The following is a 15,751-nucleotide window of genomic DNA, read 5'->3' on the forward strand; positions in this document are numbered from 1 at the left end:
AGCTTAAACTTTCTCTGTTACCCAAGCTGTTACGCTATCAAGCGCGGCGTTTAAGTTTTCAGGCTGTGAACCACCCGCTTGCGCCATATCAGGACGACCGCCCCCTTTACCGCCTACTTGAGAAGCCATGTGGTTCACAAGCTCACCGGCTTTAACTTTACCGGTTAAATCTTTCGTTACACCGGCAATTAAGCTCACTTTCTCTCCACTGGCAACGCCAAGTGCAATAACACCTGAGCCAATCTTGTTTTTAAGGTCATCAACCATGCCACGAAGCGCTTTAGATTCAGTTCCTTCAACGTTTGCCACTAATAGCTTAACGCCATTAATTTCAACAATCGAATCAAGTAAAGACGCACCCGCTGCACTGGCTAGTTTATCGTTAAGCTGTGCAATTTGCTTTTCCAGACCTTTAGACTTTTCAAGAAGCGCTGTTACTTTTTCAAGTACCGATGCGCTATCACCTTTTACCAGCGCCGCTACATCGTTAAGTTGTTTTTCTTGCTCGCTCACATAAGCTACTGCATCTGCCCCGGTTACCGCTTCAATACGGCGAACGCCTGCAGCAATACCGCTTTCAGATACAATTTTGAATAAACCAATATCGCCTGCGCGCTCTACGTGCGTACCACCACACAGCTCAATTGAGTAATCGCCAATGGTTACTACGCGTACTTCATCGTCGTACTTTTCGCCAAACAGCGCCATAGCCCCTTTTGCCTTAGCATCATCAATCGCCATAAGCTCAGTGTTCAGGGCAAAGTTACGACGAATTTCATCGTTAACTACACGCTCAATTTCACGTAGCTCATCTTTAGTAACAGCTTCAAAGTGCGAGAAGTCAAAACGTAAACGTTCAGGTTCAACCAGCGAGCCTTTTTGGCTTACGTGTTCACCTAATAATTGGCGCAGTGCTTCGTGTAAAATATGCGTAGCTGTGTGATTTTTCTTAATGCGTTCACGGCGTGCATCATCAATAGTTGCATCTACTTTATCGTTAACTGCAATGCGCCCTTGTACAGTACCGTGGTGTGCAAACGCATTACCCAGTTTAGTAGTGTTAGTCACACTAAACTCGCCACCTGCAACAGTAATGGTACCAGTATCGCCTGTTTGACCGCCCGATTCAGCGTAAAATGGCGTATGGTTAAGTACAACAATGCCTTGTTGGCCGTCTTCTAAAATAGAAACCGACTCACCATTTGTAAACACTTCTACCACTGTCGCGCTGTGATGTGTGCTGTCGTAGCCTTTAAACTCAGTGTGTTTTTCTGATTTTAATTGCTCGTTGTAATCTGCACCAAACTTACCCGCTTTTTGCGCTGTTTTACGCTGTACAGCCATGCACTCTTCAAAGCCTGCATGGTCTATTGTCATTTGGCGCTCACGGGCTACATCGGCTGTTAAGTCAGCCGGGAAACCATAGGTGTCGTATAGCTTAAATACTAAGTCACCAGGAATAACATCGCCTTTAAGCTCGCTTAGGCTTTCTTCTAAAATAGCTAAGCCACGCTCAAGTGTTTTACCAAATTGCTCTTCTTCGATGCGTAGTACTTTTTCGATAATCTCTTGCTGCTTTGCAAGCTCTGGATAGGCTTGGCCCATTTGTTCAATAAGCGCAGCTACTAATTTGTAGAAAAATGCGCCTTGTGCACCAAGCTTGTTACCATGGCGAACAGCACGGCGAATAATACGACGAAGTACATAACCACGGCCTTCGTTTGATGGCATAACACCATCAGAAATTAAAAACGCACACGAACGAATATGATCAGCCACTACGCGAAGTGACTTATCGTTCATGTCTTGTGCGTTAGTTACGCTTGCCGCAGCTGCAATTAAGCCTTGGAACAAGTCGATTTCGTAGTTTGAATGCACACCTTGTAAAATGGCAGCAATACGCTCAAGGCCCATACCTGTATCAACAGATTGTTTAGGCAGTGGCTCCATAGTACCGTCGCTTTGACGGTTGTACTGCATAAATACTAGGTTCCAAATTTCGATAAAGCGGTCGCCATCTTCTTCAGGCGAGCCCGGAGGACCACCCCAAATGTGCTCACCGTGATCGTAAAATATTTCAGAACATGGGCCACACGGGCCAGTATCACCCATTGACCAAAAGTTATCTGAGGTAGCAATACGAATAATACGATCTTCGCTTAGGCCAATATCGTTGTGCCAAAAGCCAAATGCATCTTCATCGTCGTGGTAAATAGTAACAAGTAGTTTTTCTTGTGGTAATTTAACAACCTCAGTTAAAAACTCCCACGCAAACTTAATAGCGTCTTGTTTAAAGTAATCGCCAAAACTAAAGTTACCTAGCATTTCAAAAAATGTATGGTGACGCGCTGTGTAACCTACGTTTTCTAAATCGTTATGTTTACCACCAGCACGCACACAACGCTGTGCACTTGTAGCACGCGTGTAAGGGCGAGTCTCTGCGCCTAAAAACACATCCTTAAAAGGAACCATACCCGCATTGTTAAATAACAAGGTGGCATCGTTACCCGGAATAAGTGAAGCCGATTGGACAATTTGGTGCTGTTTGCTGGCAAAAAAGTCTAAAAACTGTTGCCTAAGTTGTGCCGTAGTCATGTGCTGCATGTGAAAATCTCACCTGTATTTACTGTGCTTGCATTGCAAAATCAATTTCATCGTAGCTAAATCCTCGGTACATTAAGTAGCGCACGCGCTTGGCTTTATCTTTGTACTCGAGGTTTGCCGGTGTAGTGGAATACTTTTTGTTGTACGCTTCCTGCGCAAGCTCAAACCAGTCTATTTCAAGCTCTTCAACCACTCTTTCAAGTAGTGAACGGTCAATCCCTTTGCCTATGGCTTCGCTTTGAATGCGCTTTAAGCCATGGCCTTTAAAGATGTGTTTTCTGACAAACCCTTCGCAATAGCGTTGCTCGTTAATAAAATTGTGCTCTTCGCACCAATTAAGCAGGGTTTCTATAAACTCATCGCTGGCTTCTTTTTGTTGAAGCTTAAAGGTTAACTCGCGGCGCGAATACTCTTGGCGCCCAAGTAACCACAGTACATAGTTTTTAAGTTTTTGTTTTAACTTATCATCCATTAAGCGTCAAAGCGCCCGCTTTGTTCACTGCTAAGAGGTTTAACATTACTATCGTCACTTGGCGGTACAACTGGCATAAAAATAGCCTGATAAGATACAAAGAAACTAATGTAGCAAATTGGCATTAAAATCAACAGCGGTAAGAACGATAAGAACATAGAAAGCGCCATAAATAACGCACAAATAATACCAAAAACACTCAATGCGAACAGGTTATGATAAAAAACCAGTAACGAATTTTTAAGCGCCGTTAAAATGCGTTTTTCTTTACTAAAATAAATCAGCGGTACCGCGTAAGCAAACGCCATTAAATACACCGCCATTGCCACTAAAAATAGCACTACACTTGCGCTCGAAATACTATTTAAGGTTTGCTCAAGCGCAATGTTAGGATCAAGCCCCTCTTGGCTCATAATAGCCACGGCATCAGCAAATAAGCTATTGGCTAACAAGGCCATTAAAATACCCGCTCCCATTTGGTAAAGCGCTAAACGTAGCAGCCCTAAACGGTTACCTTTTGCGCTAAAAGGTTTAAGTATGTCGGCCAGCATAATTTTACCGCCTTGCTGTTTGCTAAGTACCGCTTGATAAAAACCAGCGGTTAAAAAAGGCGTAGCAAGAGCTGCAACAACTTGCAGTAAAGGTAAAAATAACGACAGTAAGCCCACTATGCCTATTAATAAATGCATCACTACAAAGGTAAATGGCTGGGTTTTAAAAATATGCCAACCGGCTTTAAACCACTTTAGCCCGGCATCGGCTTTAAAAATTCGTAACTCGTTAGACATACTGGCTCTTAGATTAAACAAAACACGCCAAGTATAACTTGGCGTGAGGGGGGATTAACAGACACTACATGATTAAATAGTTAAGGTTTTTTAATTTTTTTAATATCTAACATATGCGCGCCATGTTTTATTTTGGTCTCTAGGTACGCTTTGTTACCTGTAAGCCCTGCTTTAATGTGCGCATGGGTGCCAATAACCGTGTCTACTTCAATGCCCGCATCTTTTAATGCATTAAGCTTTTTAGGGTTATTGGTCATTAATTTAACGTGGTTTAAATTAAGAGCGTTAAGCATTAATACCGCATCCGAAAAATCACGTAAGTCATCAGCAAAGCCTAAGTGATTGTTAGCCTCGTAGGTGTTCATACCTTGTGATTGCAGCACGTAAGCGTCAATTTTATTATATAAACCAATGCCACGGCCTTCTTGGCGTAAATACAATAACACGCCGCCTTGTTCGTGCATCATTTCAATACATTCGTTTAGCTGCTCGCCGCAATCGCAACGCGATGAATGAAACACATCACCGGTTAAACACTCAGAGTGCATGCGAATAAGCGGCACATTTTGATTTACATCAGCATTATTAAATACAAACGCAACGTGTTCTTGGCCGTCTTTTAAGCCACTAAAAGACACTATCTCTGCGGGAATATCACTATTTTTGCCAACATTTAGCTGGGCTCTTGCTCTTACTTGCGCCACGACAAATCCAAATAATTAAATAACTACGACACCATGAGGTGATAATATCACAAACGTTTAAATTTAGATCGTAGTACAACATAGTTTATGGCAAATATATGGCGACGGCAGCCACTGTTTTCAATATTTACTCGTAATAAAAATACCGCTTTGAACAGCCACTGCACTTACCTAAAAAGGTGACAACCACACTCTGCTTTGCTATTTTAAATTTACTTCACAATTGTGTTTTGAGCTTATTAATGTAAAAGCAAAGCGCATAAACAATAATGACTACTATTCTCACTTGTGGTATTTTGTTTCTAGATTGAACACTAATAGGGATTATTATGAAAGCACAACACCTCGCCTTAGTAATAGGATTAACCTTTACGGCTTTTGTAAGCCAGACCAAAGCAAGCCAAGTAAACGATGAAAAAGCTGCCTTTTCTGATGCATACCAAAGTTATTTAACGGCTGTAAAAAAAGATGAAAACATAGAGCAAGCTGCCAAACTAGCCTACACTACGGGGCTTTCTTTTTATGGTGACAAAAGTGATAACACCGCAAGCCTTGCTATTAATTATGCCAAAGCAATTACAGCGCCACGCACAATAAGCAGCAAAAAAAATGTAACCGAAATGCGTTACGAGCTGTACTCGCAAGCCTATTCAATACTGGCAAGCAACCACGGTGAAAATGCAATAGAAACAATCGATGCGCTAATTGGCAAAGCAGAAAACACTGACTCAGCCTATCAAGCCGATAACGACTACGACCGTGTAATTAAAATAGCTAAAACACAAAACAACCCTAAATTTGTTGCCGACATGCAGTTTGAAGCAGCCTCATTGCTAGCCAAAAAATTTGCCCATAAAAAATACCATAAAGCTAAAACACTGCTTAACCAAGCCGATGACTACTACCGTAATAACCTAGACGACAACACCGTAGAGCGCATTAAAGCCGACTTTTTAATGGCATCATTTGCTCAAGGTAAGAAAAAATACAATGAAGCCATTGAACGACTAAACCATGTTGTATCGGTATTTGATAACAACTTAAGCTTTGATCACAACGCTGAGCTTACTGCGCACTCAAAGCTAGTTAACCTTTACGAAAAAACAGGCCAAAGCGAGCAAGCCACTAAGCATTGTTTAGCAATTGCTAAAATGGTGCCGTGGAAAGAAACACAAGAGCAAACACCTATATACCGTGAAAACCCTGAGTACCCACAAAACAAAGCGCGCCAAATGCGAGACGGCATAGTGGTTGTTGAATTTGATGTAGATACCGCAGGCTTTGTTAAAAACCCAGAGGTAGTTAGCTCACAAGGTGGTAAAGAGTTTGAAAGGTCAGCACTTACAGCACTTAAAAAATGGCGTTATGCACCAAAATTTGAAAACGGCCAGCCCGTTGTTGCAAGTACGCAAGTACAGCTCGACTTTAAAATAGCCAGATAACACGCAAGGTGTTAAATCGCGTCTTTTTTGTTTAGGTAACTTTATTCAAAGCTTTGCGAGTATTTTATCGCTAGCGGCTTCTATTAAATCAAGCACATTTTCAAAGCCGTCATCGCCGCCGTAGTATGGGTCGGGTATGGCGCTTTGGCTTTGCTCGCCGTATTCTAAAAATAGCGCCAGCTTGTAATGTAAATGGGTGGGGCACTTTGCTTTTAAGTCAGCTAAGTTTTGTGTGTCGGCCGCTAAAATTAAATCAAACTCAGTAAAATCGCTGCTGCGCACTGGGCGCGAAAAAATTCCTTTAAAGCTATAACCGCGTTTTTCTCCAGCAGCCATTGAACGGCTATCTGGTGTTTTACCTTCGTGGTAGCCAATAGTCCCTGCCGAGTCTACTTTTACCTCTACACCTAATTTTTTAGCGCGCGCTTTTAATACCGCCTCTGCTGTTGGCGAGCGGCAAATATTACCTAAACACACTATAAGTACTTTTTTCATTAAGGCTCCTTTAGCTAATTTAACACCCTAGGCTTAAAACTGTTTTAATATAGACTCGTTATAGTCATCAGCATTTAAAGTCAGGTTATACTTACTCGCCACACTATCAAGCTCCGCTTGTTTTATAGCTAACTCGTCCATGGTAATGGTGTTATCGTCAAGCTGCCATAAAAGCCGCGAGCCCGCATAACTATAATGAATCGCTAACAGTGCATCGGCATTGCCCTCGCGCCCTGCCGCTTTTAGCTTTGGCATTTTGCGGGTTATTTTATTAAGCGCTTGTTTTAGCTCCCACACGTACACTACTTCGGTCATAAAACTATGGGTACGGTATTTATTTAACAGCCAGCCAATGGCTAAACTGGTTATAACAACACCGGTTAAATTCCAATGAAAATGGCTCCCGCTTTCATCAGGAAATAGCGCAATTAATGTTTGCGATATCGCCAAGCTGCCAACAGCCAAACCCGCTGCACAACCTGCAATTACCCGATTTAAATGCTTGCGGTAACGTGCTTTATCTATTTGTATGAGTTGCATAACAGCCTAAAAATTTATAAGTAAAAGAATACAAAACGCTATTGTAACTAAACCCCGCAATTTTTATAAAATTATTTAACCCCTTTTTGATTTGCCCCCCGTTATAGCTTTTAAATAACCCAAATAAGTTTACTCGGAGCGGCTTATGCACACACTTGAAGTACCCAATAATTCAGCATTCATTAAAACATCAACCGCCGTTATTGGCGGCGCAGTAATGACCTTTGCCGCTTTTGCGTTTATGCAATATTTAATATCTGGCGAGCAGCGCGCACCTATTAAACCTGGCGGCGATATTATTGTGGAGATTTTTCAAGTCCCAGAGGATTCACAAGTAAATCAAAAACCAAAAATACAGCCGCCACCGCCGGTGCCAAAAACACCGCCTAAGGCACCACCAATAGATACCGCAAACGACCCTGTAATTGCTATAAACGAAGTAATGCCGGTCACTATTGACGACTTTGGTGATGATATAAATAGCACCATTAGCCGCCCTACTGGGGATGCAACGCCCATAGTGCGCATAAACCCTAAATACCCAACATCTGCTGCTCGCGATGGCATTGAAGGCTGGGTACAACTTAGCTTTAGCATTTCGCCCACCGGCGAAGTAATAAACCCAGTAGTGATTAACGCAGAGCCAAAACGCACCTTTGACCGCGAAGCAATAAGAGCCATTAAACGCTGGAAATATCGCCCCAAAGTAATTGAAGGTGTGGCACAATTACAAACAGGTCAAACCGTACAGCTCGATTTTAAATTACAACAATAAAAGCGATGAGCCTATGCTACTAAGTATTAAGTCATGGTTATTTGAAACGCCAAGCAAGGATTGCATGGCAAGTTACGTAAAAAGTGGCGACAACCGCCACTTAGAGCAGCTTATTGCCTTATACAGTAACGACTTGTACCATTATCTCGTAACGCAATCTAATACACATTTAGCATACGACGTAAGCCAACAAACGTGGCTAAAGGTAATCGAAAAACGCCACCTTTACCAAGCGCAAACCACGCCAAAAGCCTGGTTATTTAAACTCGCGCGCAACACACTCATAGACGAATACCGCAAACAGCAGCGCTTTGTAGAGCTTGACGAAAACACCCATCTACCCGCGCAGCAAAATGAGCAGAGCAATATAAGTTATCAAGCATTCGATAGTGCACTTAAACAGCTAAGCTTTGTACAGCGCGAAGCCATTACCTTACAACAAGAAGGCTTTAGCCTTGCCGACATAGTGCTTATAACCCAAAGCAACCATGAGAGCGTAAAAACGCGGTTGCGCTATGCCAAACAAAACCTTAAACGTTTATTAGGAGCAAACAATGAACAAGCCTGATGAGCAGTTTGACCAAAAGCTCACTCAACATTACAAAGAGCGAAAAGCGCGCACTACGCTCACTGCTTCGCAGCAAAAAGCGTTACTTAATAAAGCCACGCACACAAAGCCTAAAAAGTTCGGCTTTACTCTACAACTTGCTAGCCTCGCCTGTGCACTGGGCGTGTTCGCATTTATTGTGTTTGATAGCAGTAATGGCGTTATTCACGCGCCAAAAACCGTGCTTAACAGCTCATTTAAGACTATAGACATTCACGACTACTCAATTATAAAAACTCACGAAATAACCCCATCAGGCAGTTACACAAGCGCTATTACCGAGCAAAAACATGCACTCGACACTCAACACGCCAATAACTTACGCTTACACCAACAACGCCACATAGAATACGGCACGCTCGTAAAGGTCGATAACGACTGGTACATAGCCAGCTGTAATGACGAAGTACTAGTGCAAATTAAACAGTCGCTCTTAAGTGATTTAAAGGGAAGGCATGCAGTAGAAAGTAATATAAATACGGGTGATATGCTGGCTATGGCACATAATGGCAAAGGGCAGATTATAGCGCTTAAACATGCGGGTGCTGGAGTTAGGCAGTGTGGGGCTTAGGTGGTTTAGCTCAGTTAATGTTTATTACCACCGAGAACACAGAGGCGCTTCGCGCTGCACTGAGGTAGTTAACTATCGCCCATATAATCTAATGGTGAGGAAAGCTCTATAAAATCACGATATTGCTCTTTAGTAATTTTGTTGTATTCATTTTTGATATAGATATAATTAAGCCATAATAAAGTAACTTCTGGAGAAGCTTCTATTTTATGCTGTGCTAACGCCTTTTCTGCGTTTTGCAGTTCCGTTAAATCCTCACCACTAGAATAAATAACGTTGAAATCAACTACATGTAAATCAAAGGTTTTACAGAAGGTATTCTCAATAAATTTAGATAGTGAAATAGGATAATTTCCCTCAAAGTACTTATTATCTTTAGGAACGAAGCGGCCGTTATAGAATTGAGAGGTGTATAACAGTGGATCAATAAAATAGATTAACTCGGCTGATAAATACTCTTCTGATATATCCTTTTGTAAGAAGTCAGCTAGGCTAATATCTATGATCTTACTTTCATTACCTCGTTTTGTTCTTTTGAACCTACCATTTATAATTTCTTCATAAAGCGGATGATCTTTTTCATAGATACAAAACAAAACAGCGAGTACGAGTACATCTACTTTTTTACCATTTGGTAAATTTACAATAATGGCAGTAATGCGTTCAGTAATTTGAATAGCTGTTCTTGGAGGTACTTGGAATGCATCTAATACAACTGAGATATTAGCTAAGGCAGTTTCTGGGGTTTCAGTACGAGGGAGTATTTCAATATTTTTACTTTCTAAATACGCAGATTCAAATTTAGTTGTATCGCTATGTACTAATAAAAAATCCTTTAAAACAGGTCGTTTTAAACTGTAACGACTGTTAAAAAAACGGCCTAAATAAACCTTGGCGTCAAACCCTTCACCGTATATCGATTTGATTGTATGTTGGAGTTGCCCTGTATCTGTTGCCACAACAAATACAATACCTTTAACATCAAAAATATGTTTAATCGTCTCTAACATTTCTACTGCATAACTTGGGCGACAACGGTCTAATTCATCAATAAAAATAAATATAGGTAACGACTTACCTTCCTGCTTTTCAAACTTACTGACCCAATCATCTAACTTAGACTTTATTACTTCAATGCTTTTGTTTTTAGCTTCATGATCTTTAATTAAGTTTTGCGCAAGCGCCTTTACAGCAGGCGAAAAGTCGCTAACAGCTAGCTTATTGGAATTTTGATTTTGTTCACTATCTATTTCATCATCAGAAAATAGTAATGTGTGTAGCTCATCTAAATCGATACCTGATATTTTTTTAGTTAAGCCTTGTGCAATTGCAGGTGCGACAGCCTTAAACATCGAAACGGCACTTTTAGGTATTGTTATATTAAACTTAGCCTGAAGTTTAAGCTGCTTAATGATACCTGCAATTACAGTTAAAAATGGATCGTCCGAATAATCTTGCTGCCATGCATCAATATAAACTACAGGGTAATCTACTATTAATTCTCGTGACCAACGCTTAAGAAAATAGGTTTTACCTGCCCCCCATTCAGCATTGAGATTTAATACATAATTTTTCTTTTGCTCTTCATCAGGTCTGGTTTCGTCAAAACCTTCTTGAGCCAATAATCTTGATAAGAACGTGGCGTAGCGAGCACGGTCTAATTTATCAGCAGGAAAATATTCTTCTACCTTACGGTTAGTTTCAGTTTTCCAGTAGAAGTCTTTAATATCGTGCATTTAATTCCCTTTACAATAATCATTTTTCACATAGTGCCACATATCAATAGGTAAACGTGAGGCCTGTGAAATTTTTTAATTATTTTAATATATTTAGTTCAAGCTCACACCCAATGCGCTAACAAGCTAAGCGCCAAAAAAAGTGTATATACTCGGCTTTAAAGCAGTGAAATAAATTGGCGAACCGTTGGGTTTCGTGTCACTCAACCCAACCTACGTGTAAACAAAAAAGCCTGCGATTAAGCAGGCTTTTGAGTGTTTGAAATTGTCTTATTTTAAAATGTGTTTATAACACAATTATGCTTGTTACTAAGTACGCTATAAACGTGAGTGCGCCGCCAAATAATGCGTACGGTAGCTGTGTTTTAACGTGGGTGAGTAAGTCACAACCCGAGGCGAGTGCCGATACGGCGCTGGTGTCGGATATAGGCGAGCAGTGATCGCCAAATATGCCGCCACCCAAAATAGCACCCACTACAAGTGATGGCGGTAGGCCAAGCTCTTGAATAAGTGGTACGCCAATAGGAATGAGTATGGCAAATGTGCCCCACGATGTACCCGTAGTAAACGACATAACCGCGCCGGTGACAAACAGCACAGGTACAATTAAATAAATTGGTAAATAGTCGCCTACTAGCGATGCGACAAATACGCCGGTGCCTAGCTCTTTTAAGCTTGCGCCTAATGTAAGTGAAAGCAATACAATGCTCACCAATGGTAATAGCTCGCCCATGCCTTTAAAGCCGGTGTCTACTAATTGATGGTGAGTAAATTGGCGTGAGCTGATCATTAAAATGTAGGCAACAATAATGGCAAGCACCGTTGCGTATAATACCGATTTAGAGCCGCTACCTTCTGCTAATACACCGTTACCAGTGTAAAACATAAAGCCTACCATGCTTACAATTAAGGTAAGCAGTGGCACTAGCATAAAGCGCGCTTTAGAGCCTTTTACTTCTTCTTTTAGGTCGGTTTTTTGCAGCTCTAGCTTTTGCTCGGCTTCTTTCATTGGGCCGTGCACTTTATCGAACGCGATGGTGTAAAACACAATAACTAGCGTGATAATGGCGTAAAAGTTATACCCTACGCTACCCCATAAAATAGAAACTGCCGATTCGCTTAGCTCATAATTGCCAAGTAACCCCAGCACAAATGCGCCCCAGCCGTTAAGCAGTATTAAAATACATACTGGTGCACTGGTGCTATCAATAATGTAAGCAAGGCGCGCTCGACTCATTTTAAATTTGTCGAACAAGCCGCGCGATACAATACCTGAGGTTAATACACTTAGGTTTGATTCTATAAACACCGCGATGCCGGTAAACATGGTTAAAAAGCCAACTTGGCGCTTACTTTTTGCAATGCCTTTGTTCATTAGCATATTAACGGTGGCTGCTACGCCGCCCGATTCGCGAATGTAGGCAAGCAAGGCACCAATCATAATACTAAATATTAAAATGCGGGTGTTACCTGGCGAGCTGGCTACCGATATTATGCGCTCAATGGTATTTAAAAATGTAGCAAATAAGGTATTACCCTCGCCTTGTATTGCGAGTAAAAGTTCTGATGAAGCCACGGCCACCAAAAGTGCCATTATTACTTCTTTGCGCCAAAACACGATGGCGATAGCAATGAGCGGCGGTAATATAGAATACCAAGACATAAGTTAACCTTTATTAATAGCGAAGTGCGTTCGCTTATTCACGTTGAAACGCTTATTTTGCAAGCCGTTTTAAAAATATGGCCTGAATTTGTAAACCGCTTAGCTTAATGGATTGGCTTAGTTAAGTCACCTGCAAATAAATCACTTAAGGTACTGCACTTAGGCCATTTTAACCTAAACGATAATTTATTGATTTAGTAGTGCTTCGTAAATAAGCGATACCACCGAGCCATATTGCGCGGTCTCGTATTGTTTGCCCAAAAATTGGTAATGTTTTTGGGTACCTTTTATTGGTGTATGGCGCGCATTGGTCAATAAAATAATGGCAAAATCGTAGGTTGGATCTATTACAGTAACTGTGCCCGTCCAACCGGTGTGGCCATACGCTTGTGCACTTGCGTAAGGGCCAAAGTGCCAACGCCTAGCTTGATTGTTACCTGCAAGCCTGAAACCAAGGCCGTAGGTTTCGTTGTTTAATTGTGGCGTTAAAAACTGCGCTAAGGTTGATGCGCTAAACAACTGGGTATTGCCAAAACCACCTTGGTTTAATAGCACTTGGCAAAGCACCGCTAAATCGGGCGCATTACTAAATAAACCCGCATGCCCTGCTACGCCATCAAACGAGTAAAATGCCCGCTCGTCGTGCACTTCGCCTTGCAAAACATTAGTGCGAATATTATCAAACTCAATACGCCCATCGCGGGTATTACCGCTAAGCTCGGTAGCTGCAAATTCAGCGCGTTCAAAGCCCTTTTTAAGTGGGTTAAATACCGTATTGGTTAGTTTAAGTGGGGCGTAAATGTGTTGCTCTAGGTAGTCATCGAGTGGTTGCTTGGTTATGCGCTCGACCAGTACGCCTAAAATCATGTAATCAATATCTGAGTAAACTGCTTGTGCGGGGTATTTATTACTTAGCGGTACTTGTGTAAGTAACAACTGCTTAGTGGTTTGGCTGTTTTGCGAAAAATACGCATCGCCGTTTTTAGCACTTTTACGATGAAAGTCGAACACCGGCGGGTAACCCGCTGTATGCGTGAGTAAATCTTTTACTGTGCGCAGCTCGCGCCCATCGCCTTTGTATTCGGGCAAATAACTTTGCACGGGCTTGTTTATATTTAAAAGCCCTTCGCTTACTAGTTTCATAAGGGCAAAGTTAGTGGCGAATATTTTAGTGTTCGACGCTAAATCAAACAAAGTGTGTGTTTGCATTGGCTCTGGGCGTAGTAGCATTAAATCACTTTGTTGGTACTGCTTGGCATCGCCATAGGCGCTAAGCTTTATGAGTTCGCCACTTTTTACAACGGCCAATACCGCCCCTGGAAAACCTGCTTTTACGTCTTTTTCTATCAAGGCATCTACTTGGCTAAAGTCTATATTACTTTGCGCAGCGGTATTTAACGTGGGAAACTCAAAGCGTAAAGTAAGGCTTGCGCCTTTAGGCTTAATATTTTCAACTTTAAATGTGTTTACCCCGTTATGAGTGCGCCTTGCGAGCGAATACTCGTATAAAGTATTCTCGGCTAGTTGGTTGGTAATATTAAGCTTTTGGTTGTTTATAAAAATATCGGCGCTTATCGCGTTATTATTTTGAATTAATAACTGCCCTCGCCCTTTGTACGCTTTAAAAGTACCCCGGTTATTTACGTATTCACGGCTACTTGGGTTCGCTTCAGGAAAAGTAACCACGACTTGTGCGTTTGGAAGCGTTACTAATTTACTTTGCTTAAGCTCACTCGCTGTAAAGTCATTAGCCTTGTTGCTGCTACACGCTGCAAGTGTAAGGCCTATAAGTGCGACTAAAGCGGCTTTAAAATAAGTGCTTATTTTTGTATTTATTACTAACGCCATTTATAACCCTTAGTTGTACAGTAAATATGGCGCTCGTTGCTTTTTAAATGCCTTAAGCCCTTGCTGCCAACTTTGTTTTATTTGTGCCTCTGATTGCCCTGCTTCAATAGCTAAACGTAACTTATTAGTGCCAGCTAGTTTATCCATAAAATCAGCGCGTTCAAAAAAGGTAATATTATTTTTAGATAATTGATTATAAGCCGTTATTAAGTAACTTAAATTAAGCCCATGCGCATTTTCCGTGCGTAAATCGAGCCCTTTTACAGGGGTATTTTTAAATTTAGGGTTTGCTGCCGCGCCTTTAATAGATCGTGGTGTAAAACTAAAATCTCCAAGCGCAACGGGCGAGTAGCCAATTGCCTGAAACGCAAAGTCGGTGCCTCTGCCAATACTTATAGGTGTTGCCTCAAAAAAGCACAGCGACGGGTAAAGCGCAATTGATTGATCGTTCGGTAAATTAGGGCTGGGTTTTACAGGTAAACTGTAGGATGTTGAGCGCGTGTAATGATCAACCGGGATCACAGCAAGCTTTAAATCAGCCGCTTTATTGATCCAGCTTTCGCCTTTGATCATTTTTGCAAGCTCACCTACCGTCATACCGTGCAGCACAGGTATTGGGTGCATACCTACAAACGATTTAAATTCGCGCTCAAGTATTGGCCCATCAACGTAGGCAATATTGGGGTTTGGCCTATCAAGCACAATAAACTCAGTACCTTGCTCGGCTGCGGCTTCCATCATGTAATGCATAGAGCTTATGTAGGTATAAAAGCGTACACCCACATCTTGTATATCAAAAATAATAACATCTACATTGCTAAGCGCTTCGGCGCTTGGTTTTTTGTTTTTGCCATAAATAGAAATAAGCGGGATACCGGTTTTGCTATCAACTGCATTTTTAACATGGGCACCGGCATCGTGATCGCCTCTAAAGCCATGCTCAGGTGCAAAAATTTTGGTTATGTTTATATTTTTAGTGAGTAAGGCATCGACTAAATGCGTGTTTGCAACAAGTGATGTTTGGTTTACCACAAGGCCAACACGTTTGTTTTTTAATTGCGGTAAATAATGTGCGAACTGCGCAGCGCCAACCACGGGGGTATTTTGCGCTTCGCTTTGCTTTGCGCTCACATTAAATAAGCTGCTAAATAGAAATACAAAGGTGATAAATACGGCTTTAAACATACAGCAAGATCCTTTTAAACAAGGTGTTTAAAATACCACAGCTTAAGTTAAAGAGCAGTGAATGGTTTTTGAGTAGATACGTAAGTAATTAGAAACTGCGCTTCTCACGCGAACAAGTTCTGCGTCTACAATAATTTAACTCAGAGTTTAAGGTTCACCCGTAGGCGCTCAGCTTGCTGGCGCGACGAGCATCGCTCGTAAATGGTTTTGGGTATTTGTAATAAGTAATTAGAAGCTGCGCTTCTCACGCGAGCAAGCTCTGCGTCTACGCTGAAATTTTTAACAGGGGTGTTTCTTTGGCTTAACTGAAAACTGAAAACT

14 protein-coding genes are annotated in these 15,751 nt (G+C 41.6%); 4 read left to right on the plus strand and 10 right to left on the minus strand.

What is annotated here, in order from left to right; translation table 11 throughout:
* Positions 1–3 precede the first annotated feature (3 nt).
* The 4 genes from alaS to WDB87_RS15110 form a co-directional block, all read right to left on the minus strand.
* Positions 4–2,604 (minus strand): alanine--tRNA ligase, encoded by a 2,601-nt coding sequence (alaS, locus tag WDB87_RS15095; protein WP_337850308.1) that lies wholly within the window; start codon positions 2,602–2,604, stop codon positions 4–6.
* A gap of 19 nt (positions 2,605–2,623) precedes the next feature.
* Positions 2,624–3,076, minus strand: a complete 453-nt coding sequence (locus WDB87_RS15100; RefSeq protein ID WP_055016553.1) for a regulatory protein RecX — start codon at positions 3,074–3,076, stop codon at positions 2,624–2,626.
* A complete protein-coding gene (locus tag WDB87_RS15105) occupies positions 3,076–3,864 on the minus strand; it encodes a BPSS1780 family membrane protein (RefSeq protein WP_055016554.1) in 789 nt (262 codons plus the stop codon). Before WDB87_RS15105 ends, WDB87_RS15100 begins: the two co-directional genes overlap by 1 nt.
* An 80-nt stretch (positions 3,865–3,944) precedes the next feature.
* A complete protein-coding gene (locus tag WDB87_RS15110; protein ID WP_286246192.1) occupies positions 3,945–4,568 on the minus strand; it encodes a GTP cyclohydrolase II in 624 nt (207 codons plus the stop codon).
* Between the two features lie 329 nt (positions 4,569–4,897).
* Here WDB87_RS15110 and WDB87_RS15115 point away from each other — a divergent pair, with 329 nt between their 5' ends.
* Positions 4,898–6,010, plus strand: a complete 1,113-nt coding sequence (locus tag WDB87_RS15115; RefSeq protein WP_337850309.1) for a TonB family protein — start codon at positions 4,898–4,900, stop codon at positions 6,008–6,010.
* Positions 6,011–6,055: 45 nt separating this feature from the next.
* Here WDB87_RS15115 and WDB87_RS15120 read toward each other — a convergent pair whose 3' ends face one another.
* Together WDB87_RS15120 and WDB87_RS15125 are read right to left on the minus strand one after the other, a co-directional pair.
* Positions 6,056–6,505, minus strand: a complete 450-nt coding sequence (locus tag WDB87_RS15120; protein WP_055020337.1) for a low molecular weight protein-tyrosine-phosphatase — start codon at positions 6,503–6,505, stop codon at positions 6,056–6,058.
* A 33-nt stretch (positions 6,506–6,538) separates the two neighbouring features.
* The gene (locus tag WDB87_RS15125) at positions 6,539–7,045 is read right to left on the minus strand and encodes a DUF3087 domain-containing protein (protein ID WP_337850310.1); all 507 of its coding nucleotides are present in this window, start codon (positions 7,043–7,045) and stop codon (positions 6,539–6,541) included.
* 145 nt (positions 7,046–7,190) lie between these two features.
* Between WDB87_RS15125 and WDB87_RS15130 the strand changes: the two genes are divergently transcribed.
* From WDB87_RS15130 to WDB87_RS15140, 3 genes are all read left to right on the plus strand, one after another.
* On the plus strand, positions 7,191–7,820 hold the full coding sequence (locus tag WDB87_RS15130) for an energy transducer TonB (protein ID WP_055020339.1): 630 nt from the start codon (positions 7,191–7,193) through the stop codon (positions 7,818–7,820).
* A gap of 64 nt (positions 7,821–7,884) precedes the next feature.
* A complete protein-coding gene (locus WDB87_RS15135; RefSeq protein WP_337850311.1) occupies positions 7,885–8,388 on the plus strand; it encodes a sigma-70 family RNA polymerase sigma factor in 504 nt (167 codons plus the stop codon).
* Positions 8,375–8,998 carry a hypothetical protein gene (locus WDB87_RS15140; RefSeq protein ID WP_337850312.1) on the plus strand — a complete coding sequence of 208 codons (624 nt, stop codon included), beginning with the start codon at positions 8,375–8,377 and terminating at the stop codon, positions 8,996–8,998. The genes WDB87_RS15135 and WDB87_RS15140 overlap by 14 nt, the downstream gene beginning before the upstream one ends.
* Positions 8,999–9,066: 68 nt before the next feature.
* Here WDB87_RS15140 and WDB87_RS15145 read toward each other — a convergent pair whose 3' ends face one another.
* The 4 genes from WDB87_RS15145 to WDB87_RS15160 form a co-directional block, all read right to left on the minus strand.
* Complete coding sequence (locus tag WDB87_RS15145; RefSeq protein ID WP_337850313.1) at positions 9,067–10,734, minus strand: KAP family P-loop NTPase fold protein; 1,668 nt, start codon at positions 10,732–10,734, stop codon at positions 9,067–9,069.
* A gap of 286 nt (positions 10,735–11,020) precedes the next feature.
* On the minus strand, positions 11,021–12,397 hold the full coding sequence (locus tag WDB87_RS15150) for a Na+/H+ antiporter NhaC family protein (protein WP_337850314.1): 1,377 nt from the start codon (positions 12,395–12,397) through the stop codon (positions 11,021–11,023).
* A gap of 186 nt (positions 12,398–12,583) precedes the next feature.
* The gene (pbp4b, locus tag WDB87_RS15155) at positions 12,584–14,245 is read right to left on the minus strand and encodes a penicillin binding protein PBP4B (protein WP_337850315.1); all 1,662 of its coding nucleotides are present in this window, start codon (positions 14,243–14,245) and stop codon (positions 12,584–12,586) included.
* Positions 14,246–14,254: 9 nt separating this feature from the next.
* Complete coding sequence (locus WDB87_RS15160; RefSeq protein ID WP_337850316.1) at positions 14,255–15,430, minus strand: exo-beta-N-acetylmuramidase NamZ family protein; 1,176 nt, start codon at positions 15,428–15,430, stop codon at positions 14,255–14,257.
* Positions 15,431–15,751 lie beyond the last annotated feature (321 nt).

Source organism: Pseudoalteromonas sp. C12FD-1 (assembly GCF_037414265.1).
GTDB lineage: Bacteria > Pseudomonadota > Gammaproteobacteria > Enterobacterales > Alteromonadaceae > Pseudoalteromonas.